43 protein-coding genes and 3 tRNA genes are annotated in these 21,985 nt (G+C 57.9%); 36 read left to right on the top strand and 10 right to left on the bottom strand.

Going from position 1 to position 21,985, the window contains the following annotated elements; translation table 11 throughout:
• Window positions 1–60 precede the first annotated feature (60 nt).
• The 7 genes from LPW39_RS04140 to LPW39_RS04110 all read right to left on the bottom strand — a co-directional run bounded on the left by LPW39_RS04140 (window position 61) and on the right by LPW39_RS04110 (window position 2,287).
• Window positions 61–225, bottom strand: a complete 165-nt coding sequence (locus LPW39_RS04140; protein WP_230771565.1) for a hypothetical protein — start codon at window positions 223–225, stop codon at window positions 61–63.
• A 119-nt stretch (window positions 226–344) separates the two neighbouring features.
• The gene (locus LPW39_RS04135; protein WP_230771564.1) at window positions 345–713 is read right to left on the bottom strand and encodes a hypothetical protein; all 369 of its coding nucleotides are present in this window, start codon (window positions 711–713) and stop codon (window positions 345–347) included.
• Window positions 703–966: a hypothetical protein gene (locus LPW39_RS04130; RefSeq protein ID WP_230771562.1), complete on the bottom strand. Its 264-nt coding sequence runs from the start codon at window positions 964–966 to the stop codon at window positions 703–705. The genes LPW39_RS04135 and LPW39_RS04130 overlap by 11 nt, the downstream gene beginning before the upstream one ends.
• A gap of 65 nt (window positions 967–1,031) precedes the next feature.
• Window positions 1,032–1,108, bottom strand: a tRNA-Arg gene (locus LPW39_RS04125).
• Window positions 1,109–1,353: 245 nt separating this feature from the next.
• On the bottom strand, window positions 1,354–1,605 hold the full coding sequence (locus LPW39_RS04120) for a hypothetical protein (RefSeq protein WP_230771561.1): 252 nt from the start codon (window positions 1,603–1,605) through the stop codon (window positions 1,354–1,356).
• Between the two features lie 54 nt (window positions 1,606–1,659).
• Window positions 1,660–1,911 carry a hypothetical protein gene (locus LPW39_RS04115; RefSeq protein ID WP_230771559.1) on the bottom strand — a complete coding sequence of 84 codons (252 nt, stop codon included), beginning with the start codon at window positions 1,909–1,911 and terminating at the stop codon, window positions 1,660–1,662.
• Window positions 1,912–1,996: 85 nt separating this feature from the next.
• Entirely contained in the window at window positions 1,997–2,287 is a 291-nt protein-coding gene (locus LPW39_RS04110; RefSeq protein WP_230771557.1) for a hypothetical protein, read from the bottom strand.
• A 446-nt stretch (window positions 2,288–2,733) separates the two neighbouring features.
• On the opposite strand from LPW39_RS04110, the gene LPW39_RS04105 reads away from it, so the two are divergent.
• Window positions 2,734–3,015 carry a hypothetical protein gene (locus LPW39_RS04105; RefSeq protein WP_230771554.1) on the top strand — a complete coding sequence of 94 codons (282 nt, stop codon included), beginning with the start codon at window positions 2,734–2,736 and terminating at the stop codon, window positions 3,013–3,015.
• Entirely contained in the window at window positions 3,012–3,200 is a 189-nt protein-coding gene (locus LPW39_RS04100; protein ID WP_230771553.1) for a type II toxin-antitoxin system HicA family toxin, read from the top strand. Before LPW39_RS04105 ends, LPW39_RS04100 begins: the two co-directional genes overlap by 4 nt.
• A gap of 317 nt (window positions 3,201–3,517) precedes the next feature.
• On the opposite strand, the gene LPW39_RS04095 is transcribed toward LPW39_RS04100, so the two are convergent.
• Complete coding sequence (locus LPW39_RS04095; RefSeq protein WP_230771551.1) at window positions 3,518–4,117, bottom strand: hypothetical protein; 600 nt, start codon at window positions 4,115–4,117, stop codon at window positions 3,518–3,520.
• 17 nt (window positions 4,118–4,134) lie between these two features.
• Window positions 4,135–4,788 carry a S24 family peptidase gene (locus LPW39_RS04090; RefSeq protein WP_230771549.1) on the bottom strand — a complete coding sequence of 218 codons (654 nt, stop codon included), beginning with the start codon at window positions 4,786–4,788 and terminating at the stop codon, window positions 4,135–4,137.
• Between the two features lie 89 nt (window positions 4,789–4,877).
• On the opposite strand from LPW39_RS04090, the gene LPW39_RS04085 reads away from it, so the two are divergent.
• Window positions 4,878–5,108, top strand: a complete 231-nt coding sequence (locus LPW39_RS04085; RefSeq protein ID WP_230771547.1) for a helix-turn-helix domain-containing protein — start codon at window positions 4,878–4,880, stop codon at window positions 5,106–5,108.
• Complete coding sequence (locus tag LPW39_RS04080; protein ID WP_230771545.1) at window positions 5,101–5,403, top strand: hypothetical protein; 303 nt, start codon at window positions 5,101–5,103, stop codon at window positions 5,401–5,403. The genes LPW39_RS04085 and LPW39_RS04080 overlap by 8 nt, the downstream gene beginning before the upstream one ends.
• Window positions 5,404–5,863: 460 nt before the next feature.
• Here the strand turns inward: LPW39_RS04080 and LPW39_RS04075 are convergent, their stop codons facing one another.
• Window positions 5,864–6,097: a hypothetical protein gene (locus LPW39_RS04075; protein WP_230771543.1), complete on the bottom strand. Its 234-nt coding sequence runs from the start codon at window positions 6,095–6,097 to the stop codon at window positions 5,864–5,866.
• A 164-nt stretch (window positions 6,098–6,261) separates the two neighbouring features.
• On the opposite strand from LPW39_RS04075, the gene LPW39_RS04070 reads away from it, so the two are divergent.
• From LPW39_RS04070 to LPW39_RS03920, 32 genes are all read left to right on the top strand, one after another.
• Window positions 6,262–6,747: a phage regulatory CII family protein gene (locus tag LPW39_RS04070; RefSeq protein ID WP_230771541.1), complete on the top strand. Its 486-nt coding sequence runs from the start codon at window positions 6,262–6,264 to the stop codon at window positions 6,745–6,747.
• A complete protein-coding gene (locus tag LPW39_RS04065; protein ID WP_230771539.1) occupies window positions 6,744–6,968 on the top strand; it encodes a hypothetical protein in 225 nt (74 codons plus the stop codon). The genes LPW39_RS04070 and LPW39_RS04065 overlap by 4 nt, the downstream gene beginning before the upstream one ends.
• Complete coding sequence (locus LPW39_RS04060) at window positions 6,965–7,138, top strand: hypothetical protein (protein WP_230771537.1); 174 nt, start codon at window positions 6,965–6,967, stop codon at window positions 7,136–7,138. Before LPW39_RS04065 ends, LPW39_RS04060 begins: the two co-directional genes overlap by 4 nt.
• On the top strand, window positions 7,135–7,407 hold the full coding sequence (locus LPW39_RS04055) for a hypothetical protein (protein ID WP_230771535.1): 273 nt from the start codon (window positions 7,135–7,137) through the stop codon (window positions 7,405–7,407). The genes LPW39_RS04060 and LPW39_RS04055 overlap by 4 nt, the downstream gene beginning before the upstream one ends.
• Window positions 7,404–8,264, top strand: coding sequence for a helix-turn-helix domain-containing protein (locus LPW39_RS04050; protein ID WP_230771534.1), 861 nt, complete (start codon window positions 7,404–7,406; stop codon window positions 8,262–8,264). The genes LPW39_RS04055 and LPW39_RS04050 overlap by 4 nt, the downstream gene beginning before the upstream one ends.
• On the top strand, window positions 8,261–8,722 hold the full coding sequence (locus LPW39_RS04045; RefSeq protein WP_230771532.1) for a hypothetical protein: 462 nt from the start codon (window positions 8,261–8,263) through the stop codon (window positions 8,720–8,722). Before LPW39_RS04050 ends, LPW39_RS04045 begins: the two co-directional genes overlap by 4 nt.
• On the top strand, window positions 8,719–8,892 hold the full coding sequence (locus tag LPW39_RS04040; RefSeq protein WP_166656503.1) for a hypothetical protein: 174 nt from the start codon (window positions 8,719–8,721) through the stop codon (window positions 8,890–8,892). Before LPW39_RS04045 ends, LPW39_RS04040 begins: the two co-directional genes overlap by 4 nt.
• Window positions 8,889–9,074, top strand: a complete 186-nt coding sequence (locus tag LPW39_RS04035) for a hypothetical protein (RefSeq protein WP_230771531.1) — start codon at window positions 8,889–8,891, stop codon at window positions 9,072–9,074. The genes LPW39_RS04040 and LPW39_RS04035 overlap by 4 nt, the downstream gene beginning before the upstream one ends.
• A gap of 201 nt (window positions 9,075–9,275) precedes the next feature.
• Entirely contained in the window at window positions 9,276–9,581 is a 306-nt protein-coding gene (locus tag LPW39_RS04030; protein WP_230771530.1) for a hypothetical protein, read from the top strand.
• On the top strand, window positions 9,578–9,856 hold the full coding sequence (locus LPW39_RS04025; RefSeq protein WP_133858401.1) for a DUF3310 domain-containing protein: 279 nt from the start codon (window positions 9,578–9,580) through the stop codon (window positions 9,854–9,856). Before LPW39_RS04030 ends, LPW39_RS04025 begins: the two co-directional genes overlap by 4 nt.
• Window positions 9,849–10,082 carry a hypothetical protein gene (locus tag LPW39_RS04020; RefSeq protein ID WP_230771529.1) on the top strand — a complete coding sequence of 78 codons (234 nt, stop codon included), beginning with the start codon at window positions 9,849–9,851 and terminating at the stop codon, window positions 10,080–10,082. The genes LPW39_RS04025 and LPW39_RS04020 overlap by 8 nt, the downstream gene beginning before the upstream one ends.
• A complete protein-coding gene (locus LPW39_RS04015) occupies window positions 10,079–10,489 on the top strand; it encodes a recombination protein NinB (RefSeq protein WP_230771527.1) in 411 nt (136 codons plus the stop codon). The genes LPW39_RS04020 and LPW39_RS04015 overlap by 4 nt, the downstream gene beginning before the upstream one ends.
• A complete protein-coding gene (locus LPW39_RS04010) occupies window positions 10,486–11,055 on the top strand; it encodes a recombination protein NinG (protein WP_230771526.1) in 570 nt (189 codons plus the stop codon). The genes LPW39_RS04015 and LPW39_RS04010 overlap by 4 nt, the downstream gene beginning before the upstream one ends.
• Complete coding sequence (locus LPW39_RS04005; protein ID WP_230771525.1) at window positions 11,052–11,507, top strand: zinc finger-like domain-containing protein; 456 nt, start codon at window positions 11,052–11,054, stop codon at window positions 11,505–11,507. The genes LPW39_RS04010 and LPW39_RS04005 overlap by 4 nt, the downstream gene beginning before the upstream one ends.
• 235 nt (window positions 11,508–11,742) lie before the next feature.
• A tRNA-OTHER gene (locus LPW39_RS04000) sits at window positions 11,743–11,815 on the top strand.
• Window positions 11,816–11,942: 127 nt separating this feature from the next.
• Window positions 11,943–12,018 (top strand) — tRNA-Gly (locus LPW39_RS03995).
• A gap of 414 nt (window positions 12,019–12,432) precedes the next feature.
• A complete protein-coding gene (locus LPW39_RS03990; RefSeq protein ID WP_230771523.1) occupies window positions 12,433–12,780 on the top strand; it encodes a hypothetical protein in 348 nt (115 codons plus the stop codon).
• A gap of 81 nt (window positions 12,781–12,861) precedes the next feature.
• Window positions 12,862–13,050 (top strand): hypothetical protein, encoded by a 189-nt coding sequence (locus LPW39_RS03985; RefSeq protein ID WP_230771521.1) that lies wholly within the window; start codon window positions 12,862–12,864, stop codon window positions 13,048–13,050.
• Window positions 13,041–13,349 carry an HNH endonuclease gene (locus LPW39_RS23560; RefSeq protein WP_407928783.1) on the top strand — a complete coding sequence of 103 codons (309 nt, stop codon included), beginning with the start codon at window positions 13,041–13,043 and terminating at the stop codon, window positions 13,347–13,349. Before LPW39_RS03985 ends, LPW39_RS23560 begins: the two co-directional genes overlap by 10 nt.
• A gap of 142 nt (window positions 13,350–13,491) precedes the next feature.
• Window positions 13,492–13,821 carry a hypothetical protein gene (locus LPW39_RS03980; RefSeq protein WP_230771519.1) on the top strand — a complete coding sequence of 110 codons (330 nt, stop codon included), beginning with the start codon at window positions 13,492–13,494 and terminating at the stop codon, window positions 13,819–13,821.
• 7 nt (window positions 13,822–13,828) lie between these two features.
• Window positions 13,829–15,499 (top strand): terminase large subunit, encoded by a 1,671-nt coding sequence (locus LPW39_RS03975; protein ID WP_230771518.1) that lies wholly within the window; start codon window positions 13,829–13,831, stop codon window positions 15,497–15,499.
• Between the two features lie 11 nt (window positions 15,500–15,510).
• Window positions 15,511–16,746, top strand: a complete 1,236-nt coding sequence (locus tag LPW39_RS03970; RefSeq protein WP_230771516.1) for a phage portal protein — start codon at window positions 15,511–15,513, stop codon at window positions 16,744–16,746.
• The gene (locus tag LPW39_RS03965; RefSeq protein ID WP_230771514.1) at window positions 16,682–17,569 is read left to right on the top strand and encodes a head maturation protease, ClpP-related; all 888 of its coding nucleotides are present in this window, start codon (window positions 16,682–16,684) and stop codon (window positions 17,567–17,569) included. Before LPW39_RS03970 ends, LPW39_RS03965 begins: the two co-directional genes overlap by 65 nt.
• A gap of 2 nt (window positions 17,570–17,571) precedes the next feature.
• The gene (locus tag LPW39_RS03960) at window positions 17,572–18,753 is read left to right on the top strand and encodes a phage major capsid protein (protein ID WP_230771512.1); all 1,182 of its coding nucleotides are present in this window, start codon (window positions 17,572–17,574) and stop codon (window positions 18,751–18,753) included.
• Window positions 18,754–18,765: 12 nt separating this feature from the next.
• Window positions 18,766–18,927 (top strand): hypothetical protein, encoded by a 162-nt coding sequence (locus LPW39_RS03955; protein ID WP_230771511.1) that lies wholly within the window; start codon window positions 18,766–18,768, stop codon window positions 18,925–18,927.
• Window positions 18,927–19,274 carry a head-tail connector protein gene (locus LPW39_RS03950; protein WP_230771509.1) on the top strand — a complete coding sequence of 116 codons (348 nt, stop codon included), beginning with the start codon at window positions 18,927–18,929 and terminating at the stop codon, window positions 19,272–19,274. Before LPW39_RS03955 ends, LPW39_RS03950 begins: the two co-directional genes overlap by 1 nt.
• The gene (locus tag LPW39_RS03945; protein ID WP_230771507.1) at window positions 19,271–19,588 is read left to right on the top strand and encodes a phage head closure protein; all 318 of its coding nucleotides are present in this window, start codon (window positions 19,271–19,273) and stop codon (window positions 19,586–19,588) included. The genes LPW39_RS03950 and LPW39_RS03945 overlap by 4 nt, the downstream gene beginning before the upstream one ends.
• On the top strand, window positions 19,585–20,052 hold the full coding sequence (locus tag LPW39_RS03940; RefSeq protein WP_230771505.1) for an HK97-gp10 family putative phage morphogenesis protein: 468 nt from the start codon (window positions 19,585–19,587) through the stop codon (window positions 20,050–20,052). Before LPW39_RS03945 ends, LPW39_RS03940 begins: the two co-directional genes overlap by 4 nt.
• Window positions 20,042–20,392: a DUF3168 domain-containing protein gene (locus tag LPW39_RS03935; protein WP_230771503.1), complete on the top strand. Its 351-nt coding sequence runs from the start codon at window positions 20,042–20,044 to the stop codon at window positions 20,390–20,392. The genes LPW39_RS03940 and LPW39_RS03935 overlap by 11 nt, the downstream gene beginning before the upstream one ends.
• Before the next feature lie 176 nt (window positions 20,393–20,568).
• Window positions 20,569–21,156: a phage tail protein gene (locus LPW39_RS03930; RefSeq protein WP_230771502.1), complete on the top strand. Its 588-nt coding sequence runs from the start codon at window positions 20,569–20,571 to the stop codon at window positions 21,154–21,156.
• 98 nt (window positions 21,157–21,254) lie between these two features.
• On the top strand, window positions 21,255–21,638 hold the full coding sequence (locus LPW39_RS03925; protein WP_230771500.1) for a phage tail assembly chaperone: 384 nt from the start codon (window positions 21,255–21,257) through the stop codon (window positions 21,636–21,638).
• Window positions 21,639–21,694: 56 nt separating this feature from the next.
• A complete protein-coding gene (locus LPW39_RS03920) occupies window positions 21,695–21,979 on the top strand; it encodes a DUF1799 domain-containing protein (protein ID WP_230771499.1) in 285 nt (94 codons plus the stop codon).
• Window positions 21,980–21,985 lie beyond the last annotated feature (6 nt).

Here is a 21,985-nt window from a genome sequence, read left to right as displayed (position 1 = left end):
CGGCCGCAAAAAAAGAAAGCGCCGTTATGGCGCTCCAGAGGAATGCGTGATGCAGAAGGTTCACGGCTTGTTGTCTTTCCTGAGGTGAATTGATTGCAGCCGGCGGAATTTCTCGAACGTCTTTGCCACATCGGTTGCAACGGCCGGCACGTAGCGGCTCTTCTTCTGGCCTCGCTCGGGGCACAGTGCTCGGGTTGGCATGGTCAGCATGGGGGTGGTGGTCATGCTGGCCTCACCACAAGCCCGCCAACGGGACCAGAGAACAAAGAAAAAGCCGCATCAGTTGCGGCTTGGCGAGATGGGAAGGGGAGGCTCACAACAGAGCCTAGCTTGTAGATGAACATTCACACCTCCTTGTGTTTGGCGAGAGCGGCATCCAGGTCATCCCTCGCATGGTTGCGGCGGCGCATGAGCGTGTCGTGCGGCTCTACATTGATGCCGTGATGTTCCATGTTGTCGAGGTCGTCCTGGCGCTCTAGGTAGTCGGAGATCGCGGTTTGAAGATTCCGATACCACTCCAGCAGCTCCCGAGGGCTCAGGCCGCACCGGTGGCGTGTGTTGAGCGCATCCATCAGCAAGCGCGCGTTATCGAAAGCGACTGGCGTATTGGTCAGAGACACGCCGTGCATTGGCACAAGCTCTCTCGGCGCGCTTACAAGGTTGTCATACACATCCATGTAGTACACGGGTGCTTTAGGGTTCTCACTCGTCATCTTCAATCCCCTCTATCTCGTTGCAAAGGCGCAGCATCCTGTCGCCCATACAGCAGCGGGTGCGGTTAGCTGTTTCAGCCAGGTCGCGGGCCTCTTCAAGCAACTGGGCCAGTTGGTCGCGCACCTTGAAGAACTTGTCGACCAGCTCCATGTGTACGGCCATGGAAACGGGCGGATCGTCGTAGTCCGGATCCATTGCATCCCAAGCGGCCTGCCCGCGAGCTAGGCGCCTCATGTTGGACAAGTCACTCATGGTTGCTCCAATAAAAAACCGCCCGAAGGCGGCAAATCCAGCGTGGTAGTGCTGGAGTGTGTTTGTGGTGCGTCATGAAGGATTTGAACCCTCAACCTACTGACTAGAATTCAGCTGCTCTATCCAGTTGAGCTAATGACGCGGTGTTTGTGAATAGATTGGCCAGGGTTGGCTACATCTATGAATAAATCCATCATTTGGACGGACCGGGCTTGATTCCGGCTGTGCGCCCCTGGCTTGGGGCTTCACGCGTGCCATTGGCCTGCTGGCCGCGTGCTGCTATGGGATGGCCTCCCGCGTGTCCTTCCACGCCGCCGCCCAAATGATGGCCCTCTTTCGAGGAGTACCCAACGCATCAAATCATCTGAAATGATGCTCTTGGGGTGCTTATGAGGTTGCCCTGGCTCGGAGCATCGCGTCGGCGACTTCGTAGGCTCGCTCAGCGGCATCGACGCAGGTTCCTTTGCGTTCCGGGTTGGCATACATGCCCTGCACGGCCGCCGAGGCGAAGTAGTCGCGCAGAGTCATCCCCTCAGCGAGTCGCTTGGCCACCGATTCATGGCCCGGCTTGCTGGCAATGAAGGGGTCGCAGGGAAAGGCGGGGCCGCCGTTTGGCAAAGAATCTGGATCCATCATCATCCTTCCGCGCCTGTGCGCATAAATTGAAAACGCCCTGAGTAGGGCGCTTGGGGGTTAGGGGGCTACGGCCTGCTTCGTGATAAAGCACTGGTCGTGTATGTACCCCTGTACCCAGGTTTCAGTGATCGCCGTCTGAACGGGAGGTGTGAATTTCAGTAAGGCCTCCGCGATCTTTTGGAAGCTCTCCATGCTGACCTCAAACTTGTCGTAAATCTTCTCTTCGACTTCATCCTCGTCGAACTCAGGGGCTTCGGGATCCACCCCAACAATTCGGGCCGCAAGTTCTGTTGCTTCGAAATAGTGCATCTCATCTCCTGTTGAAAAAACGAAACCCTCCGATGGGAGGGCTTTGTTTTTCCCTCTGATGTCGCCCAGAGGGGAGCGCCGGCGGTTAGATGCCGCGCAGCAGGAATGCATCGGGTTTCGTTCGGGCGACGGACTTGAGTACCTCGTCAAGCTCCTTGCGGGTCAGCTTGTGCTTCGCCATTAGCTCCTTGGCGCGGTCGTCGGATAGCTCGGCAATCAGGGCCAACGCCTCGGTCTTTTTGGCGTCGAATTCAGCCTTCCGAGCGTCGAGTTCGTTGCGCTTCGCGATTGCCTGCTCACGCTTGTAGCGGTCAATCTGGCTGTCGATGTTCCCGCGCTTGGACAGCGGGACATTCAGTACTCCGTGATCTAGCATTGCTTCTCCTTAGAAAACCAAAGCCCTCATCTGCAGCGCTTTGGTTTTGCCCCTCTCGCGAAGGGCCCGGCAGCACGTCCTTGGCTATGTACAACCCGCGTCACTACTGCGGGCGTGTGCTGCTGCTGGCATCTGTCCAGCTTTCCTGATTAACCGCTCAGGGCGCGAGTGATGCTTGTTTTGATCTAGCCCAGCTGGGCCATCCCTTGCCAGTTTTTGGTTCTGGCTTCCGCCTCTCGACGTTTAGGCTGTCTTTTGCTTCTGCCGACAGATCACAGGGGCAGGGCGTCGTCCTACGGATACGCCTATTCATCCCGTGTTGAATGCAGTCAGCAAAGGCTGTAGGATGTCTCTAGGGTTGCTTTACGTTGCTGCAACTATCCCGAGCTTTCGTACTCGAAATAGAGATCTGCTATATTTGCAGACCAATTAAAAGGAGTAAGCGCATGTTCAACGGCTACCGTGTAGGCTGGCCCTTGTGGAAAACTGTCGCTAGAACCGGGGCTCCAATCCGTTTTCGCGTTCTGGTGCACTTTGATGAAGAGTCCAAAACTCTCTGGGCTGATAGCCCGGACATAGATGGCCTCGTTGTGTCGGGTAACAACATGGACGAGTTGCGCGCTGCTGCGCTCTCGTCCGCTAACGATCTTCTGGACTTGGAGCTGAACACTCACAAGATCCATGCTCAGCCTGACCTGGGGATCGACAACAACTGCGTGCATGCATGAATGGGTACTACCCGTTGGTGCGGGATGTGCTCAAGGCCCATGGCTATACGCTACTTAGGCAAGGCGCCGGCTCCCATGAGATTTGGTCCAACGGCCAGCGCAACCAGACCGTCTCTCTCAACATGCCATCAAGGCACATGGCCAACACCATCATGAAGCAGGCAGGAATTGCCCACCGCTTCTAACCAAGCCCCGAAAGGGGCTTTTTTCATGCCTTTGCTGACTGCATTCGCTTGTTAAAGAAGGGGAGTTAGCTCGATCACTTCACACCCATCGCGTTGTGCAACTAGCTGCGCTCCACTGGAGCTAGACCTTCCTCTTGCATCGAGTCGGTTCAGGGGTCGTACGCTACCCCTTCGGTCGTTTCGCGTTCGTTGCTGCGATGGAAGAAGTTTAACAACACCTAAACCAATCGTCAAGGTAAATCTGAATAAGTTTAGGAAAATATAGTCTCCTGGGCGTAAAAAAACCCGCTACTGCGGGTGTGTGGCTGATTCAAGTGCTATGGATTTCGTCGCCACTTTTCTTTATAGGCGGACTCCATTTCCTCGCACACCCTAGCGGTCAAGCGTGCGGTGGTGGCATCGAGGGATCGCTTCTCTTGTTGCTGCTTGCAATAGGCAATGGCATCCCTGTCGGCGGCCCGTGCTTTCGCTTCAGGACTGCCTCCAACCACAGCCCCAAAGCCCAAAAAAGCCACTACTAGAGCAACAGGAACTCCAACTACCCATTTCCAGGTCCCAGACGATTTTTCGGCGGCAGGCTCCGAACTTTGCGTGAATTTGTTGTTGCCTGGGTGCCCTTGTGGGGTACGGGTTGGCTTCCATGCATCATCCCCAAACAAAGCTTTGCAATTCGGGCATGCATCAGCGGACATGCTCAACTCGTAGTTGCAGCTTGGGCAGTAGCCGACCTCCCTTCTTTGGAATGAAGTCGATTCTTGGCCTTCCATCTCCATTACGCGCTGTTTTACATATGCAGCCTTAGCTTTTCCGTTGTCTCCATCAGCCTCAGCAAAACACCTTGCCCATAAACCAGGTTCTCTGCCTTGCCCGCTTTCAGCTTCAGCAAGAGCTTTTGCCCACGGATCATTTGATGTCATTGTCTCTCCATTCGTTCTTAGACTGCTTCTCGCCATAGCGCCGATTTTGCAATTCCGGCTACAAAGTGAATGGCAACGATTTCCGACTCTTCAATACTGATCCGCTGGAACGTCTCGTTCACAGAGTCAAGATGCACCATCCCATCTCTGATGTAAGCAAGTTGCTTGATCATCACCCGACCCAGTTGATCCTTCACAAGTACCTCGTCGCCCGGTGCATATGGGTGGTTGGGTTCCAGAACGGCAAATTCATTGTGGCGGATACGAGGCTTCATGCTCTCACCCTTGCAGCGTACGGCATAAGCGTTGGCATCCCTTGTGGGCCAGTTCAAATATCCGTCGCCATGCCCCACAGGGTATGACAGATCGTAAAAGTACCCATCGTCTCCAAGCTGTGCTGTTCCCACCACCGGTATCCCCATTTTATTGTTGACGTTTCCGGTGGCTCCATTGGTAGCCCTGAGGGATTTGAAGATCGTTCCAGGCTCAAGGTCTAAGCGCTTCTCCAATGATGCTGCCGCTCGCTCCCCGAAAGCTTCCGACTCATCGAAGTACTGCGTCGCTCGACCCTTGCTGATCCCTGACTCAGACAGGAACCGCTGACGATCCCCACCGTACGCCTTGTTGAAATATGCCACGAACTCTGCGCGGCGCTGACTGTCTTTGCTCATGCGTGAGACGTTAAGCATTTTCTAAATTTTCGGCAAGCTCGTTCATAAATCTCTTGACCATTGGTTTAGGACAAATTAAACTGGTGGACATGAACTTCTCTACTTGGATCAGCGCTGGCAAAGGACGCGTTACCGCAATTGCTCAGCACTTTGAACGCACGCCAGGGGCTATTTCCCAGTGGCGAAGCGGTGTTCCACCAAAGCTAATGCGGCAGGTCCGCGACTTCACTGGTGGAGAAGTCACTCTGGAAGAGATGCTGGCCGAGACGGAGCTGGCCAAACCCCAATCCCCCAAGCAGAAGGGAGCTGCGAATGTCTAACTGGTGGATGTTTTCAATTGCGGTGACTTGCTTCATGCAGGCTTGCGCGTTGATGTGCCTTTTTGTGCGATTGACTGATGTTCTGGATCGCTTGAACAAGTGCAAGGTCAGTGTTGACGCAGGGGTGCTCAAGGCTCCAGTTGGGTCAACCATTCTTATCACTCCAGCAGCTCCATTGAGCCAGAAGCAGTTTGAGCAACTCAAAGAGTATTTGGCTGCCGCAGCAACTGGCGTTGAGTTCGTTGTACTTGACGCCAGCCTGAAGGCGCAAATCATCAACGGAGCGCCTGAATGATCGCGGCTATACCACCCAGCAAACCGGCGACCGCTGCAATCAACCCAGCGACTACGCCCAGCAGCGCAAGCGGCTGTTCGCGCCAGTGCTTGGCTATCCATCGTGCAGCTCTGCGAAGTGGCGGAAAGTGCCCGTGCGCACGCACTGAGATTCTGTCCCTTGGTATTGGCTTCTCGTCCCAATGCTTTTCTTTCCAACGTTCCCACCAACCCATGCCAACCCCCGAACTTTTGTTTAAGGCGGTCAGTATCGCTGATCGTGGCATGGCATCCCCCAAGCGCAAGGAGGTGGCCCATGGCTAAGGCATACCGATTCAACGGCCCCGTTCCTGAGGCCGTCAAGCAGTTGAAGCAGCGCCTTGTGGATCGCAAGGCTGTGATTGCACGGCGCGCTTCTTCCCGAGTTGGAGCCCGCTGGATTCTTAACTCTCCATCCACAAGCGAGCAAGACAAGCAGATGGCTAGGGAGTTTCTGGAGGGTGAGAGGGCCAGAGAAGCGACCCGATGGCCTCCAGGTCTGCTAGTGCTTCCGGCACAAAGTTGCTGATCGGGTTGTGGTGATTCCACTGGGCTTCTTTGAATTTCAAGCCATTGCCTTCCATCGTTTGTGTGGCAATCCGTCGAGCAGTGTTTCGCTTCTCTGTCGCAATTTCGTGAACCTTCGCTGCCACTAGCAGCTTGTTCGGATCTTTCATGTCTGCCCTCCTTGAGGCTCTGGTTACTGGATGTGTCGCAACTACCAGCATAGCTCAAGGCAGGGCAGGCACCTCTCTCTAGAAATTTTGTAGTCGTCGTTTTCATGTTCTCAGTATCTGAAAACGGTGCCCCCGAAACAACATCCACTTTTTAGGAACCGGATATGACCCCCATCGATGCACTTCGTCAAATGGCCAAGGCCTATCCCGGCGGCTACGAGAGCCTGGCGCCGCGTGTTGGCAAGACCAGCGAAACGCTGCGCAAGGAACTGTCTGGCGACCCCAAGTTCAAGCTGGGCCAAGAGACTGCCAGCCTGATCTCGGACATCTGCATTGCTGAGAACTCGCCCCACTGCTACGGCTACGTCAATGCCGTGGCATCTGACGGTGGCGGCTTCATCCGCCTGCCAGTGCGGGAAATGACCTCCCCCGGCTGCATCAGCCGCTCGCTATCGGCCGTGACCTTGGAGATGTCGCATGTGGTGTCCGCCACCCTGGACGGCAACGCTGACAACTTCTTCTCGGACAACGACCTGGACCGTGCTTTGAAGGAAATCGGCGATGCGCGTGAGGCGCTGCAAGAGCTGGAGAAGGTGGTGATGAGCAAGCACGCTGCTGACAACCAAGCCCGGGGAGTGATCAAGCCATGACCAAGCACCAAAACCACATCGGTGGCAATGCCGCCAGCGGATCAAAGCTCGCCGTCTTTCTTCGTGTGGACGGCAAGTTGACCCAGTTCGAGGCTGACACCTCAAGCCACGAACACGCCATTGCAATGGTTCGCGACCACCTTGGACATCGTCCAGTAGGGCGCAACGGCAAGTGGAGTGGTGGGCCAGTGCTGGCTTCCATCAAAGGGGGCAAGAAATGAACGCCTTCACCCGCCCAGCCAAATCCATCGCATCCCGGCTCACCAAGCCCCGAATCCTCAAGACGGTAGACCGCAACCCTCGCTACCACGGCTACTACATCGAAAGCGGGGCTCAGGCCCAGGCATCAACCCTCAAGACCCAACGAATTCTGAAAGGAGCCCTGCGATGAACAACGCCCGAGCAAGCGACCCAATTACCAGCGTCATCGCAGCAGAGCACGCGGCTCTGTTTGCCGGCAAGCACTACACCCGCATCCTGGCCGCGCTTGACGATGAGAAGACCCTGACGGCCGGTGAGATGGCCAGGGTCACAGGCATGTCGGTAGAGCAAGTCTGCCGCCGTCTGCCTGAGCTGCAGGCACGCGGCCAAGTGCAAGTTGTGCAGTTTGAAGGCGAAGACCTGCTGCGCAATGGATATCGCGTGTGGGAGGCTGTATGAGCATCAAGCTCATGACGGCAGTATTTGACCGCTACCCCAACGGTGGCGGCGAAATGCTGCTCGCGCTGGCCCTGGCTGATCACGCAAGCGACGATGGCACCAAGGTCTACCCAAGCATCAAGGCCTTGGCTGAGAAGACTCGCCAGTCTGAGCGCACCGTTCAGTATCAGCTTCGCCGCATGCAAGAGACTGGCTGGCTGATCTTGGTTGGCGCGGGTAATGGTGGTCGCAGCATGACCTCTGAGTACCGCATTTCTCCCATTTGGATAAAGGGTGCAGAAATTGCACCGTTTAAAAAGGGTGCAACTGACGACACAAAGGGTGCAAGTGACAACACTAAAGGGTGCAATCTGACGCATGAAAGGGTGCAACCCATTGCACCCGCAAATAACCGTCAAGAACCATCAGAGAACCATCAAGTAACCGTCATTGATGGCGCGAGCGCCAAAAAGCCAAAGGCTAACCGCTCGACTGTCCTGCCTGCCGACTTCATGCCAAACGAAACGGCAGAGGCAATGGCCCGCGAGATGGGCCTGAACCTGGGCGACCAACAAGCCGCATTTGAGGACCACCACGCCGCGAAGGGCTCGACCTTCATCGACTGGCAAGCGGCTTTCCGCACCTGGTTGCGCAATGCCACCCGTTTTGGCCGCTCGACCCCAGCCCCTGGCGCGCCGCAGCGCAGCGGCGAAACCGGCTACCAGCGCTCCATGCGCGAGCGAGCCCAAGAGGTCGTACCGTCCATTGCCCGGCAAGCTCCAGAAGCTTCGCCCACCGATTTTTTCAAGAACCAAGCCATTGAGGTCGCGGCTCGGCGCATTGAGCAGCCACAGAAACGAATTGGAGGTGGAGCATGAGCTTGCCGGCAGCATGGATCGACAAGATCTTCACGAAACTGACCCTGGCCTACGGTCGGGACTTCCTGGGCCGCTGGGAAGGCATCGACCTGAACGCCGTGAAGTCCGATTGGGCGCACGAGCTGGCTGGGTTTGAGCGCTTTCCCGAGGGCATTGCTCACGCGCTGACCCATCTGGACCCTGCCAAGCCGCCAACCGTCTTCCAGTTCCGCGATCTGGCACGCAAGAGCCCCCGCGCTGAGGACAAGCAACTGCCAGCGCCGGCCGCATCGCCTGTCGTGGTTGCCGAGCAGCTCAAGCGTCTTGCGCCAATGCTCAAGCGCCTTGAGCCCCGCGCAGACAAGGCATGGGCCCACACGATCCTGAACCGCGTTCGTGCCGGCGAGAAGCTGAACCCAACAACCGTTCGATTTGCCCGCGAGGCAGTGGGCGACAACCAATTGCAGGAGCCCCAATGATCCAAAAGAACCAGTTCTACACGCTCCCAAGCGGGGCAATAGTGAAGGTCAACAGCAAGGCAGAGGGATGCCCAGATTGGAACTGCAGCTACCAGGACAAAGGGCGCCAGGGTGTGCAGGTCAGCCTGAGTGAGGCTTTCATCAGCAAGTTTGCGGAGGTGTGGGGATGAGCGATCGTGAATTGTTGGAACTCGAGATCACGATGCACGCGTTCCGGATGATGCGAGACGGGGGCTATCGACGTGCCACGAAGCTTTGGGAGGACTTGCAGAAGGATTTTCCTGATGTTCCTAAGGATCGCTTGAAGCAAGTCGTTGCTGCTCTGTGCCGCAAGTTGATGGAAGAGGAATGACATGTGCAACCTGCAAACACTGGCAGCTAAAGGACTCGACCGGCCAAGTAACACCGATGGCAAAGCACCACATGGCGCCATGCGAGTTTGGCCCATCGTGGCGGTTCCTGCCACCACACCAAACATGCAACAGCCACCAGGCTGCACCGGTAAATGTGATCAACGCCAGGGATGCCTGGCTCAACAGGAAGGGGTGAGGGGATGAGCATCAAAGAATTTGTAGCCAATCTGAGCATGGACCAACTTAGCTTTTGCGCCGAGCAAGTTGAGGCACGCCTTCGCGCGTTGAAAGAGGGCGAAAAGGTACGCCTCTGGTGTGTTTCAGTGGATGGCATGTATCGCTTTACGTCTCCCAACCCGCAAGAGTCGCTGGAGTGGTTGCAAGCGTTCGCCTCCCATCGGATTGCATCAACAAAGATGGACCGCATCAGTGTTGACCCAATGTGGGTCTATCCGTCCGAAGTTGCTGAATGGATGGAAATGAACGAAAAGCCGGAGGCCGTATGAGCGCACTAGACACCCAAATCGGCGGAGACCACTACAAGAGCATGCCAATCCAGCCCATTGAGGTTATGCGTGAGGTGCTGACCAAGGAGGAGTACATCGGCTTCCTCAAGGGCAACATCATCAAGTACTCGATGCGCGCCGGCAAGAAGGAGGGCGCCTCCGACGACGCAGATAAGGCGGCGCACTACCGCCAGTTCCTGGCAGAGGCCAAGGGCGAGCCTACAAACGGCCTGCTGGACCTGCCCGTTATCGACATGGGAGCTGGCCGTGACTGATGCCGAAAACGCATGGAAGTACGTTGCTTCACAGTGGCGCCACAACGCGCTTTTGTTCATGGCGCTGTATTCGAGTTCCGCTCCCTATACGGTCTTCCAAGACTACCGCTACAGCAAGGTCATGCGCCGTCGGCAGCTAGCGGTCAGTGGCCGAGCCCGCGCAGTAGTCCTCTTTGATCAGGTGTTGAACAATGAGCAGCGCGGCATGTCGAGGGTCAAGGTATGACTGAGCGCCTCGAATTCGAACTCCACAACCCCATGCAGGCCAAGTTGGCCCTCAAGGGCCAGTTGTTCCCGTTCCTGGCCAATGTGCTGCAGGGCGGTGGCCGCTGGGTGCTGACCGTCACCCGCCGCAAGCGCACCCAGCCGCAGAACCGTCGGTATTGGGGGCAGGGCGTTCTCGCCCAAGTTGCCGCTCAGGCAGTGGTCAACGGTAAGCAGTTCAGCGCCGAGACTTGGCACGAGATGTTCAAGCGCATGTTCATCGGCGTGGATGAGCTTCCCAATGGGGAGTTGATCGGCAAGAGCTCCACCAAGCTGACCACGGCCGAGTTCAGCGAGTTCTGCACCAAGGTGGAGGCATATGCCTCTACCGAGCTCGGGGTGACGTTCTACGACCTGGAGGGCCGATGACCTTCCGTCGTACCCGCTGCAAGCACTGCAAACAGAAGCTGGAGCCCGGGCAGCGCCTGCTGCACCCAGGCTGCATAGACGAATTTGCCGTCGAAGAAGCTGCGCGCATTGAACGAAAGAAGGCTAAGGAGGCCCTGGCCGCTGCCAAGGTGGAGCGCGCTGAGATGAAACGGAGGAAAGAGAAGTCACTGACTCTTTCGCAGAGAAAGGCCCGCGCTCAGGTGCAAGTAAACGCTTATGTGCGCCTGCGCGACGCTGACCTTCCCTGCATCTCTTGTGGTCGCTTCCATCAAGGCCAATGGCATGCAGGGCACTACCGCAGCCGGGGTGCTGCGAGCAACTTAGCCCTTGACCCTCGAAACATCCATAAGCAATGCCAGCCCTGTAATACCCACCTGCATGGCAACGCGATTGCGTACAGGGCCGGACTGATTGAGCGCTATGGCGTGGAGTATGTGGAGGCGCTTGAGTCGGACAACGATTCCCGCCACTTGACCGCAGAAGAAGTAGACGCCATCCGAGACGAATACAGAGCAAAGACGAAAGAACTGAAAGGTAGACCATGAGCATCACAGCAGAGCGTTACACAGCAGCAATGCATTCCAGCGACCTTTCGGACGAAGCCCACAAGATCGGCCAGGTGGACCTGATCAAGGCAAGCGGCATGAGCAAGGCCAGTGTTGCATCCCACTACCTGCGGATCATCACCAAGCCCAGCCGGTCGGACATTGAGCGCATGCATGCTGAGCTGGTCCACGAAGCCACGGCCAAGAAGGTGGCATCGCCCCACGATTCCGCCACTGAGGCCATGGCCTGGCTGATCGACCAGAAGTGCAAGCCTTGCAATGGAACCGGCCTCAAGGTCAAGGAAGCCAAGACCTACACCTGCTCCAAGTGCAAGGGAACCATGCTGGCTCGCGAGCCCAGCAGCAAGGATGCTCAGCTGTTGATAGACCACGTCATGGACTGCAAGCGGACACACAGCAACAACATGAATAAATTGTTGCGCACCCAGTGAAATTCTGGTATTCTCGGCAGCGTTGAGAGGTTGTTTTATTCACCACGCTGGCAACGGTAGTTGTTGGCCCTCAACCATGAATCACTTGCCGGGCTGTTGTGGCTCGGCAAGGCCTTAGATGGCGGAGCGTTTCCGCTTCTAGGGCCATTACACATGCTGATTGCGAACACCTAAGACGTGGACCTCTGCCCCAGGCCCGGAGGAAGTGCAAGAGATTCCGGCCAGTCAGCAGTTGTGATGGTGTAGCTCAACAGGCAGAGCGCCGTGCAGTAGCTCGGAAGTTGAGGGTTCGACTCCCTCCGCCACAAGTGGGTGTAAGTCCCAACAACCAGTCCGAGGGGAAGGGCCTCGGCACCAACACCCAGCCTGCCGCCCATGTGGTGAGCAGGTATCGAGGGCCATTCCCTGTAGTAGGGCGTGGCCCTTGTCATTTCTGCATCTAAGCACACGGGTTGTGTCGCCAGCCTTCCAAGCTGCGCAGAGCTGGGTTCGACTCCCACTAGATGCTCCATATGTCAGCTGCAGCAAGCGCGGCCCGCACCCGAGCGGTATGAAGGTGCGGCATCTCCTACTGAGAGCTTCCCAGTGCTTGAAGAAGCGAACAGCAACCCCAGCCCATGAGGGTTGTCTGATGGGGTACGAATACCAAGGCCAGCCCAGTGCTGGCTTTTCTTTTGGAGCAAGCCATGATCTACAGCCCAGCTAACGTTGACCGAGCAGCGGTTTATGACGTGGACCGTAACGAAAAGTTTGAAATGCCGCTCTTGGTCAACACTGGAACGGGCTCAGTCGTGGTGGCCAAGCTTCCTCTGCGACTGAACCACAAGGGCAAGGTAGACCGGGAGACGATCCACTTTGATTCAATCCACCCTATCTATGGTGGCGGTATCAAGCCATGCTTGTTCCATTGCTACGGGAGGCGCCCATGAGCCTAAGACGAAAGATAGCCCTCTGGCTGTGTCCTGAGCTGGGTGGGCCTGCGGTTGAGCCTATCCTTCCATTCCCGCATGCCCAGCACAAGGGTAGCGCTGAAGCATGGGCGAGTAACCTTGGGGCAATTGCTGACTTGTGTCGAGGGAGCGCCATCCATGCAGGCGAGCGCATCATCCCCTCGGCCGACAACAAGGCCCTGATCCAGAGCCTCAAGGCAAGCCAGCATGCGCACGATGAACTGTGGAAGGCTGAGGTTCTTGACCTGCTTCGGCTGCTGAACGCCACGCTCACCAGTGTCACAGAGGGCGGCAATGCCATGAAAGTGACCATCCTCAAGTAACCAATTACCGCAGGGCAGGCTCTCCGCACACGCGACCTACACACTTGGAGCCTAGCCCCTGCGACCCGATAGGAGAGAGCCATGACCGAACAGCAGTATCTGCATGAACGCAAGGTGTTGGCGGCTCGATTCGGCGCCTTCGTCCTGACAGCACGCCGATGGCTGTTCCGGCGCCCAGTGGGAACTATGCGCGCTGCTTGGGTCGTGATGTTCGACCGCGAGCTGTTGAGATACCAAGCTGTAGCGACAAGGCTAGCAACATGGGATTGAAGACACTCAAGCTCAGGCTACAGGCTCACACCAGTAGCAGACTGGCAACCCTCAAGACGCAGACTCCAGTCCAGAAGGCGCGCACTCGCGGCCGGGCATGGATGGAGATTCGCAAGCAAGTCTTCACCCGTGACCAAGGAGCCTGCGCAGTATGTGGCCGGGTCAGCCTCTCCAATGAGGTAGACCACGAGATTGCCTTGATGCACGGCGGAACTGACGACCTGTCGAACCTTCGGTTGCTGTGCCAGGAGCACCACAGGGAAAAGAGCGCCCAGGAGCTGCGCAAACCGAGATGGTAGCTCACCCATCAACCCAGAGATGATCGCGCCTCCTAGGCTGGTCTAGAGGGGAGGGGCGGGGTGAAAGTCCAAGGGGCGAAGGGCTGGAAACGCCCCGTTTCTCTCACGCGCAAAAAATGCCCCCTATTCAAAAGGAAATCAAATGGCTGGTGTCAAAGGACGCAGCGGCGGCGCTCGTCCGGGCGCTGGCCGGCCAAAGAAGGAGCGAGACCCAGAGGATGACCTGACGATTGCCACGAATGGCGATCAGTCGCCCCTGGAGTTCCTGCTGACGGTGATGAACGACAACGCGGTTGCCGACAAGCTCCGTCTGGAGGCTGCCAAGACGGCGGCCCAGTACTGCCACCCCAAGAAGGGGGAGAGCAGCGGCAAGAAGGAAGAAGCCGAAGCCCGTGCAAAAGCTGCTGGAGCAGGCAGATACGGCCGACGACAGGCGCCCAAGTTGGTGGCCGCTGGAGGTCAGAAGGTATAGGTAGGCTATGGAATGGACGACGAGCTGCACTGACTGGGAAGATCGCATCGTCCAACGCCAGAGCCTTATCACCTGCCCGCCCTTGTTCCCTCAGGTGGCAAACGATGCCTGGGAGATGTGCAGCGGGTTTGTGCTGACCGATGTGGCTGGCCAGCCGCTGCTGGGTGACGCCTCGCTCCCCTGGGTGCGTGACTTCATCAAGGCAGTGTTCGGCGCCGAGGATCCGGAGACAGGCCGGCGTCACATCAACGAATTCATGCTCATGGTGAGCAAGAAAAACGCGAAGTCCACGATTGCTGCGGCGATCATGCTCTGCGCGCTCCTGATGAACTGGCGGCAGTCAGCAGAGTTGCTGATTCTGTCGCCAACCAAGGAAATCGCGGACAACAGCTACAAGCCGATCCGCGACTTCATTAAAGCGGATGAGGAGTTGTCGGCCTTGCTCAAGGTGCAGGACTATTTCCGCACCATCACCCATTTGGAGACGGGCGCGACTCTCAAGGTGGTGGCGGCAGACTCCGATACGGTAAGCGGCAAGAAGGCGAGTTTCGTCTTTGTGGATGAATTGCACGAGTTTGGCAAGCAGGCCAAGGCCAGCAACATGCTGCTTGAGGCGACGGGCGGCCTTGCATCGCGCCCCGAGGGGTTTGTGATCTATGCAACCACCCAGTCAGCCGAGCCGCCTGCCGGCGTGTTCCTGACGAAATTGCGCTATGCACGGGATGTGCGGGATGGAAAGATCCAGGATCGAAAGTTCCTGCCGGTGATCTACGAGTTTCCCCAGGCGATGCTGGACAGCAAGGCCTATGAGGAGCTGGACAACGCCTACATCACCAACCCCAACTGGGGCGCATCGGTGGACATTGAGCGCATCACCCAGTTGCACAGCCAGGCCAAGGCCAGCGGTGAGAAGGAGTTCAAGGAGTTCCTTGCCAAGCACTTGAATGTGCAGATCGGCATGAATCTGAGCGCCGACCGCTGGGCCGGTGCTGATTTCTGGGCGCAGAACGCCGATAAAGCCGTCTCCCTGGACTTCATCTTGGAGAACTGCGAAGTAGTCACGGTCGGCATTGACGGCGGCGGTCTGGACGACTTGCTGGGCCTGACGGTCCTGGGTCGGATGTCGGACGGGAAGTGGTTCGCATGGAGCCATGCCTGGGCCCATCCCTCGGTCTTGGAGCGGCGCAAGGAAGTTGCCCCGCGCCTGCAGGACTTCGCCAGGGATGGTGACCTGACCATGGTCAAGCAGATCGGCGACGACCTGGAAGACGTAGTGCAAATCTGTGAGCAGGTCTACGAATCGGGGCTGCTGGACAAGATCGGCATAGACCCGGGCGGCATTGGCAGCATCTTGGACTCCCTGCAGGATACGGGTATACCCCACGACCAGATTGTGGGCGTAGCCCAGACCTGGCGCCTTTCCGCTGCCATCAAGACGGTTGAGCGCAAGCTGGCCGGCGGGGTGTTCGGCTTCGCCGAGTCGCCAATGATGAATTGGTGCGTAGGCAACGCCAAGATCGAAATCAAGGGCAGCAATGTCTACATCACAAAGCAGGCAGCGGGTACGGCAAAGATCGATCCGTTGATGAGCCTGTTCAACGCAGCCTATCTAATGGCTGAGAACCCGGTGGCAAAGGGCAAGTCTGTCTACGAGACACGCGGCCTGCGCTTTTTATAGGGCACGACTAAATGAAAATGTTTGACATGTTCCGGCGTAAGCCGGAGGCACAGTCGCGCCCGTCTGCTTCTGCATCGGGGGTGACGTTTACCGGATTGGATGACCCCGCATTTCTGGAGTACGTCCGGTCAGGGCAAAACGGTGTTGAGAACAAGATGCTTCGCAACACGGCAGCTTTGCGCTGCTTGACCCTGCTTTGCAATGGCCTGGGCATGCTTCCCTTGAGCCTCTACCGCGAGGGAAACGACAAGCAAAAGGCGACTGATCATCCTGCCCATAAGCTTGTTCGGGTCAAGCCCAACCCATACCAGACACCAATGGAGTTCAAGAGCCAGATGGAGCTCCTGCTGGAGACGGAGGGCAACGCCTATGCGCGCATCATCCGGTCCGGCAGCCGCCCCATTCACCTCATCCCCTTCGAGAAGGGGCGCGTAACCGGCAAGCTGGGGTCGGGTTGGCGGATGCAGTACCAATGCACGACCGAGAACGGCGGCCAGCTGACGCTGGATCAGGACGAGATCCTGCACATCCGGGACTTGTCGCTGGACGGAATCGAGGGGCTGTCACGCCGCAAACTGGCCTCAGAGGTCTTCGAGCTGGCGGCCGGCGCGCAACGTGCGGCCTCCAATGTGTTTCGCACGGGCGTTATGGCTGGTGGGGCCATTGAGGTGCCGAATGCGCTTTCTGAGCAGGCCTATCAGCGCATGAAGCAGTCGATGGACGAGGAATACAGCGGCGCCGAGAACGTCAACAAATGGATGATCACGGAGGAGGGGGCAACAGCAAAGCCATTCGCCTCCACTGCCCGAGATGGTCAGCAGATCGAGAACCGAAACCACCAGATTGAGGAAGTCGCCCGCCTTTATGGCGTGCCCCGGCCCCTCTTGATGATGGACGACACCAGTTGGGGCTCTGGCATTGAGCAACTGGGCATCTTCTTCGTGCAATACACGCTGGCCAGCCGTATGCAGGCCTGGGAAGAAGCCCTGGCGCGCTCGCTTTTGACCGATAGAGAGCGGGAAACCCTGTTCTTCAAGTTCAACGTGCGCGCTCTTCTGCGCGGCACCCTCAAAGATCAAGCCGACTACTTCGCCAAGGCCTTGGGCGCTGGCGGGCATCAGCCATGGCACAGCGCAGACGAAGTGCGGGAGCTGCTGGACTACCCAGCAACTGACCTGCCACATGCAACGCAGCTCGGACAGCCGTCTGGAAAGAAAGAAAGCAATGAGCCTACGAAAACTACCTGAGCTGAACGCTGGGGCGCGCGGTCGCATCCAGTCGTTTGTGTCGCCTAGTGCGATGTCCCGTTGGACGCCAGGCATCCAGGCGGCCGCTGGTGACTCCTCAGACAACACGATCAGTATTTTGGATGTGATCGGCGAGGACTGGTGGACCGGTGAGGGGGTTACCTCAAACCGGATCGCTGGAGCCCTACGCGCTATCGGTGAGCGTGATGTGGTCGTGAACGTGAATAGCCCAGGTGGTGACATGTTCGAGGGGGTGGCGATCTACAACCAGCTGCGTATGCATCCGGGCCGTGTCACGGTGAACATTCTGGGCATGGCCGCAAGCGCCGCCTCGGTGATCGCCATGGCTGGCGATGAGATCCGCATTGGTCGGCCATCGTTCCTGATGATCCACAACTGCTGGTGTCTCGCCGCCGGCAACCGTCACGACTTCGCCGCACTTAGCGAGCAGATGGCACCCTTTGATGCGGCCATGGCCGATGTCTATCAGGAGCGCACTGGTGTGGACCTCAAGCGCATCACATCACTGATGGACAAGGAAAGCTGGATCGGCGGCTCTGTTGCTGTCGCTGACGGCTGGGCGGACGCCTTGCTGGAGGATTCGGCGATCAAACAGGGTTCCGACACACAGGCTTCGGCGGTGCGCCGCATCGAAGCTGCGTTGCGCGCAAGCGGCATGCCTCGTAGCGAAGCACAGCGCGTCCTATCCGAATTCAAGTCCGGCCTGAGCGATTCGGCTGGCAATGGCGGCCTGAGTGACTCGGCAGCAAAACCAGTGGCAGCGGCCTCGCTGCAAAACCTACTCAACGCCATGAAAGGCTAAATATGACCGACATCAACAAGACCATTGAAGACCTGGGTCGCTCCTTTGAAGAGTTCAAGAGCACCCACACGCAAGAGCTGAACGCCCTGAAAGCTGGCAACAGCACCGCTGACTTCCAGGCCAAGCAGGACAAGATCAACGCCGACATCGACCGCCTGCAACAAGAAGTCGAAGATGCGCACACCAAGATCGCTGCAGCTCAAATGGGCGCAGGCGGCGGCAGCGGCCCGAAGGACAAGGAATACTCCGATGCCTTCTCTGCCCATATGAAGAAGGGCGACGTTCAGGCCGCTCTGAATAAGGGCGCTGACGCAGAAGGCGGCTACCTGACGCCTACCGAGTGGGATCGCACCATTACCGACAAGCTGGTATTGGTCTCGCCTATGCGTCAGATTTGCGGCGTGCAAACCACCAGCAAGAATGCCTACACCAAGCTGTTCAACATGGGCGGCACCGCCTCTGGCTGGGTTGGTGAGACTGCAGCTCGCCCTGAAACGGCAACTGGCACCTTGCAGCCAATGACCATCACGACTGGTGAAATCTACGCCAATCCGGCTGCTACCCAGCAGATTCTGGATGATGCGGAGATCAACCTGGAAGCGTGGCTGGCTGGTGAAGTTCAAACCGAATTCGCCAAGCAAGAAGGCCTGGCCTTCCTGTCTGGTGATGGTGTTAACAAGCCAAAGGGCCTGTTGACCTACGTCACTGGCGGCACCAATGCTACTGCTCACCCGTTTGGTGCAATCGCGCAGGTGAACTCTGGCGCCGCTGCGGCAATCACCACGGACGGCATCGTTGACATCGTCTACAGCCTGCCCAGCGCCTTTACTGGCAATGCGCGCTTCATCATGAACCGCAAGACGCAGGGCCTGGTGCGCAAGCTGAAGGACGGTCAGGGCAACTACATCTGGCAGCCCAGCTATGTCGCAGGCCAACCAGCAACTCTGGCTGGTTTTGCAGTGACTGAGGTGCCTGATATGCCTGATGTGGCCGCAAATGCCAATGCAGTGATGTTTGGCGACTTCAAGCAGGGCTATCTGATCGTTGATCGCATCGGTGTTCGCGTGCTGCGCGACCCCTACACCAAGAAGCCATACGTGCTGTTCTACACCACCAAGCGTGTGGGCGGCGCGGTGGTCAACCCCGAGTGCATGCGGTCGCTCAAGATCGCTGCCAGCGCCTAAGGCTAGACGCCCATGAAGTTCGCCAAGACCTTCAGGGGCGTGCCCAATGGGGAAATCTATCCTGTTGAGTACAGCCCCGGCGATGACTGCCCGCCTGAGCTTGAGCAAGCGGCCCAAGAGTGCGGTGTGCTGGACGATAAGCCCAGCAAAGCAAGACCAGAGAAAGCCAAGTAATGCCCATCCTAACCACCGAACAAGCAATTGCGCACTGCCGCGCTGACCCGGTGGCGGATGCGCAACTGCTGGAGTTGTACCTGGATGCAGCCCTCGACACGGCCCAAGACTATTTGCAGCGCAAGCTGTATGAGAGCAAGGAAGCCTTGGATGCTGCAGTGCTGGCCGACGAGGCTGGAGAGATGCCCATGGTGGCTTCATCTTCTGTCAAGGCGGCCATTTTGCTGATCTGCGGGCACCTGTTCGAGAACCGCGAGACGGTTGTGGTTGGCGCTTCGGCTGCCGTTAGCCTTCCCATGGGGGCCTACGACCTGCTGCGGCCCCACCGAAGGAGCTTTGGTGTATGAGAGCCGGTCAACTACGCAACCGCGTCGAGTTCCTCCGCAAGACCCGGGTCAAGGACGCCGCCGGCCAGACTCTTGACGAATGGGTGTCCGTGGTCACGACCTGGGGCGATTTTCGCTACCAGTCTGGCCTGGCAACCATCAAATCTGACGCGCAGGCCAGCATCGCTAAGGCATCGCTGCGGATTCGCTACCGGACAGACATCACCCCTGACATGGTGGTACAGCTGGACGGGCAGAAATTCGACATCGAGGCCGTTCTGCCGGACCGGGCCCAGCGCAAGTTCGTGGACCTGGTGCTGAAGGTGGCGCAATGAAGACCGAGATCCGCTTCGACACCGATGAACTCGCCAAGGAGCTGGAGAAGGCTGGAGATGAGATCGTAAAGCGCGCCGCGCCGACGGCTGCACTCTATGGGGCCAACGTGTTCTACCAAGCGTTGAAGGCAGAGGTCCCCCGGTCCATCAAAGGGCACTGGTTTTCTGTCCGTGGCAGCAAAAAGTACTGGTTTGAGCCGGGCAACCTGCTCAAGGCCATGTATGTGGGCTACGACAAGAAAGCCAGCAAGGACACGCTCAAGGTCTACAAGGTTGGCTGGGTCCACAAGAACGCGCCCTACGGCTACATGGTGGCGCGTGGCACGAAGCTGGAGACGGGCGGGGTGAATACCCCGGCGAATCCCTTCATGCGCCGCACATATCAGAAGGCCAGTGCAGAGGCGGTCCAGGCCAGCGCGGATCGCTTCATGGAAGTTGCAAAGGAGGTGCTGGATGGCCGTTGAAGATTCGCTCACAGCCCTCTTGGAGTCCATTCTCCCGGATGTCTTTCCCGACATGGCAGAAGAGCCGATGCCAGCAGAGTTCGTGGTCTATCAGTTCGTTCCTGGTGAAGTAGTGAAGACCATCGCTAACGACGCGCCCGAGTTGCGCAACTCCCAGGTTCAACTGACTGTGTGGACTAAAACGCGCCGACGATCAAACGCACTTATGCGCCAGATCGAAGACTTGTTGATCCAGACCGAGGTGTTCCAGGCGCGCCCAATGGCCTCAATGGAATCCGACTCTGACGCAGATCTAAAGCTGCGCGGCTCCCGCCAGGACTTCTCGATCTGGTGGAAGTGACCCCCTGAAACCAACCGAATGCCGCCGAAAGGCGGTTTTTTTGTGCCCGACGAGGGCGAAACCGACCCGCTATGCGATTGCGCAGGCGGGTTTTTTCATTTCCGAAAGGCCCAAAAATGGCTTATGAAGTATCGACCGGCACCCGGTTCGCAATCTCGACGGGGTTTGGCGCGCCAGTGTCCGTAACCTCCATCACCAACGCAGCACCTCCCGTGATCGCTGCGCCGGCCCACGGCCTGGTGGCAAAAGACCCCTTCCTGCTCAACACGGGCTGGGAGGACATGAACGACTCCATCTTGCGTGTGGGCTCGGCCACCACGGGTGCCATCACCCTGGAAGACGAAGACACCACCGATGTGATCCAGTTCCCTCCAGGCTCCAGCGCAGGCACGGTCCGCCCCATCACCGGCTGGACCGAGCTGCAGCAGGTCAGCGAAATCAGCCCTACCGGCGGTGAGCAGCAGTACGCGGAATTCAACCCGCTGTCGCAAAAGTACGGCATCAAGATCCCGACGACCCGCTCGGCAATGAGCTGGGAGCTGACCTTTGGCTGGGATCCCACCTTGCCAGGCTACAAGGCCGCTGTCTTGGCATCGCGTGCCAACCGCCTGGTGGCGATTCGCATGGCCCTGCCCAACGGTGGCTCGATCAGCTACGCCTACGGCTACATCAGCGTGCAGGAGACCCCTGTGGTGGCCTCCAACGCCGTGACCACCGGCAAGCTGACCCTGTCCATGCTGCGCCCCATCAAGACCTACAAGTAAAGGTCGCCACGCCCGCTTTGAATCCTCAAGGTGGGTTTTTCATGCCCGTCAGGTAGCTCCTGCACGGGCCTTTTTGTTTCAGAAGAAGGAAATCCATCATGGCGAAGTCTCTCGCATCGTTTGCTCCCGCTCCCACTTTCAAGGGCACCGCTGATGTGCCGGTCGCAGGTCGGGGCCCACAGCCCTTGACCCTGACGTTCCGCTTCCACGATACCGAAGCGATGAAAACTCTGTCTGCCGAGTTCACCGAACTGCAGGAGAAGTACAAAACCACCGTCGAATCTCCTCTGAGCGACGAGCAAGAGAAGGACATGCGCGCCGACCAGGCCAAGCTGGTGATGAAAATCGCCTCTGGCTGGGAGTTCACCGACGAATTCAACGTGGAGAACCTGACGCAGTTCTTTGTCACCCATGCGTTTGCCTTCGGCGCCATCGTGACTGGCTTCTTCCAGGCTCACTCGGGCGCCAAGGTAAAAAACTGATTGAGCTGGGCCGGGAGCTGTTTGGCGACCGGTCCAGTCCTCAACAACTGGTAGCCATGGGGTTCCCTGCCGAGATGATCCAGGAGAAAGAGCCCCTTGTCTGCTACCCCGACCACGAGCTCGCGTATCGATGCTTCATCGACAACTCCAGCCAGTGGCGCGCCGGCATGGGTGGTATCTACGCCCTTGACTACAACGTGATCTATAGCTGGCTGGATGCCGAGGGCATCAAACAGCGCGAGCGCAACCAAGTCTTGCGCGAGATCAGTCTGTTGGAACGCGGCGCCTTGGAGGTCATGCAAGAGCGCAGGGAGCAGCAAGAGCGATCCCGCAAGAAATAGCCCACC

The sequence above is a fragment of the Comamonas koreensis genome (assembly GCF_021026195.1).
Classification (GTDB): domain Bacteria; phylum Pseudomonadota; class Gammaproteobacteria; order Burkholderiales; family Burkholderiaceae_C; genus Comamonas; species Comamonas koreensis.
The sequence above is the reverse complement of the archived record's forward strand: the minus strand, read 5'-3'. Positions and strand labels throughout refer to the sequence as shown.

What these genes read in the sequence shown, in the direction of transcription:
- LPW39_RS04110 (WP_230771557.1), bottom strand. Translation starts at nt 2,287, where the DNA reads ATGCTAGATCACGGAGTACTGAATGTCCCGCTGTCCAAGCGCGGGAAC.
- LPW39_RS04120 (WP_230771561.1), bottom strand. Translation starts at nt 1,605, where the DNA reads ATGATGATGGATCCAGATTCTTTGCCAAACGGCGGCCCCGCCTTTCCC.
- LPW39_RS04090 (WP_230771549.1), bottom strand. Translation starts at nt 4,788, where the DNA reads ATGAGCAAAGACAGTCAGCGCCGCGCAGAGTTCGTGGCATATTTCAAC.
- LPW39_RS03935 (WP_230771503.1), top strand. Translation starts at nt 20,042, where the DNA reads ATGGCCGTTGAAGATTCGCTCACAGCCCTCTTGGAGTCCATTCTCCCG.
- LPW39_RS04140 (WP_230771565.1), bottom strand. Translation starts at nt 225, where the DNA reads ATGACCACCACCCCCATGCTGACCATGCCAACCCGAGCACTGTGCCCC.
- LPW39_RS04075 (WP_230771543.1), bottom strand. Translation starts at nt 6,097, where the DNA reads ATGAAAGATCCGAACAAGCTGCTAGTGGCAGCGAAGGTTCACGAAATT.
- LPW39_RS04085 (WP_230771547.1), top strand. Translation starts at nt 4,878, where the DNA reads ATGAACTTCTCTACTTGGATCAGCGCTGGCAAAGGACGCGTTACCGCA.
- LPW39_RS04095 (WP_230771551.1), bottom strand. Translation starts at nt 4,117, where the DNA reads ATGACATCAAATGATCCGTGGGCAAAAGCTCTTGCTGAAGCTGAAAGC.
- LPW39_RS03980 (WP_230771519.1), top strand. Translation starts at nt 13,492, where the DNA reads ATGGCTGGTGTCAAAGGACGCAGCGGCGGCGCTCGTCCGGGCGCTGGC.
- LPW39_RS03975 (WP_230771518.1), top strand. Translation starts at nt 13,829, where the DNA reads ATGGAATGGACGACGAGCTGCACTGACTGGGAAGATCGCATCGTCCAA.
- LPW39_RS04035 (WP_230771531.1), top strand. Translation starts at nt 8,889, where the DNA reads ATGAGCGATCGTGAATTGTTGGAACTCGAGATCACGATGCACGCGTTC.
- LPW39_RS04055 (WP_230771535.1), top strand. Translation starts at nt 7,135, where the DNA reads ATGAACAACGCCCGAGCAAGCGACCCAATTACCAGCGTCATCGCAGCA.
- LPW39_RS04115 (WP_230771559.1), bottom strand. Translation starts at nt 1,911, where the DNA reads ATGCACTATTTCGAAGCAACAGAACTTGCGGCCCGAATTGTTGGGGTG.
- LPW39_RS04040 (WP_166656503.1), top strand. Translation starts at nt 8,719, where the DNA reads ATGATCCAAAAGAACCAGTTCTACACGCTCCCAAGCGGGGCAATAGTG.
- LPW39_RS03925 (WP_230771500.1), top strand. Translation starts at nt 21,255, where the DNA reads ATGGCGAAGTCTCTCGCATCGTTTGCTCCCGCTCCCACTTTCAAGGGC.
- LPW39_RS03955 (WP_230771511.1), top strand. Translation starts at nt 18,766, where the DNA reads ATGAAGTTCGCCAAGACCTTCAGGGGCGTGCCCAATGGGGAAATCTAT.
- LPW39_RS04005 (WP_230771525.1), top strand. Translation starts at nt 11,052, where the DNA reads ATGAGCATCACAGCAGAGCGTTACACAGCAGCAATGCATTCCAGCGAC.
- LPW39_RS04060 (WP_230771537.1), top strand. Translation starts at nt 6,965, where the DNA reads ATGAACGCCTTCACCCGCCCAGCCAAATCCATCGCATCCCGGCTCACC.
- LPW39_RS04030 (WP_230771530.1), top strand. Translation starts at nt 9,276, where the DNA reads ATGAGCATCAAAGAATTTGTAGCCAATCTGAGCATGGACCAACTTAGC.
- LPW39_RS04065 (WP_230771539.1), top strand. Translation starts at nt 6,744, where the DNA reads ATGACCAAGCACCAAAACCACATCGGTGGCAATGCCGCCAGCGGATCA.
- LPW39_RS04070 (WP_230771541.1), top strand. Translation starts at nt 6,262, where the DNA reads ATGACCCCCATCGATGCACTTCGTCAAATGGCCAAGGCCTATCCCGGC.
- LPW39_RS04045 (WP_230771532.1), top strand. Translation starts at nt 8,261, where the DNA reads ATGAGCTTGCCGGCAGCATGGATCGACAAGATCTTCACGAAACTGACC.
- LPW39_RS04010 (WP_230771526.1), top strand. Translation starts at nt 10,486, where the DNA reads ATGACCTTCCGTCGTACCCGCTGCAAGCACTGCAAACAGAAGCTGGAG.
- LPW39_RS04130 (WP_230771562.1), bottom strand. Translation starts at nt 966, where the DNA reads ATGAGTGACTTGTCCAACATGAGGCGCCTAGCTCGCGGGCAGGCCGCT.
- LPW39_RS04050 (WP_230771534.1), top strand. Translation starts at nt 7,404, where the DNA reads ATGAGCATCAAGCTCATGACGGCAGTATTTGACCGCTACCCCAACGGT.
- LPW39_RS03950 (WP_230771509.1), top strand. Translation starts at nt 18,927, where the DNA reads ATGCCCATCCTAACCACCGAACAAGCAATTGCGCACTGCCGCGCTGAC.
- LPW39_RS04080 (WP_230771545.1), top strand. Translation starts at nt 5,101, where the DNA reads ATGTCTAACTGGTGGATGTTTTCAATTGCGGTGACTTGCTTCATGCAG.
- LPW39_RS04015 (WP_230771527.1), top strand. Translation starts at nt 10,079, where the DNA reads ATGACTGAGCGCCTCGAATTCGAACTCCACAACCCCATGCAGGCCAAG.
- LPW39_RS03940 (WP_230771505.1), top strand. Translation starts at nt 19,585, where the DNA reads ATGAAGACCGAGATCCGCTTCGACACCGATGAACTCGCCAAGGAGCTG.
- LPW39_RS04100 (WP_230771553.1), top strand. Translation starts at nt 3,012, where the DNA reads ATGAATGGGTACTACCCGTTGGTGCGGGATGTGCTCAAGGCCCATGGC.
- LPW39_RS04135 (WP_230771564.1), bottom strand. Translation starts at nt 713, where the DNA reads ATGACGAGTGAGAACCCTAAAGCACCCGTGTACTACATGGATGTGTAT.
- LPW39_RS03960 (WP_230771512.1), top strand. Translation starts at nt 17,572, where the DNA reads ATGACCGACATCAACAAGACCATTGAAGACCTGGGTCGCTCCTTTGAA.
- LPW39_RS03985 (WP_230771521.1), top strand. Translation starts at nt 12,862, where the DNA reads ATGACCGAACAGCAGTATCTGCATGAACGCAAGGTGTTGGCGGCTCGA.
- LPW39_RS23560 (WP_407928783.1), top strand. Translation starts at nt 13,041, where the DNA reads ATGGGATTGAAGACACTCAAGCTCAGGCTACAGGCTCACACCAGTAGC.
- LPW39_RS03945 (WP_230771507.1), top strand. Translation starts at nt 19,271, where the DNA reads ATGAGAGCCGGTCAACTACGCAACCGCGTCGAGTTCCTCCGCAAGACC.
- LPW39_RS04105 (WP_230771554.1), top strand. Translation starts at nt 2,734, where the DNA reads ATGTTCAACGGCTACCGTGTAGGCTGGCCCTTGTGGAAAACTGTCGCT.
- LPW39_RS03920 (WP_230771499.1), top strand. Translation starts at nt 21,695, where the DNA reads ATGGGGTTCCCTGCCGAGATGATCCAGGAGAAAGAGCCCCTTGTCTGC.
- LPW39_RS03965 (WP_230771514.1), top strand. Translation starts at nt 16,682, where the DNA reads ATGCAACGCAGCTCGGACAGCCGTCTGGAAAGAAAGAAAGCAATGAGC.
- LPW39_RS03990 (WP_230771523.1), top strand. Translation starts at nt 12,433, where the DNA reads ATGAGCCTAAGACGAAAGATAGCCCTCTGGCTGTGTCCTGAGCTGGGT.
- LPW39_RS04025 (WP_133858401.1), top strand. Translation starts at nt 9,578, where the DNA reads ATGAGCGCACTAGACACCCAAATCGGCGGAGACCACTACAAGAGCATG.
- LPW39_RS03970 (WP_230771516.1), top strand. Translation starts at nt 15,511, where the DNA reads ATGAAAATGTTTGACATGTTCCGGCGTAAGCCGGAGGCACAGTCGCGC.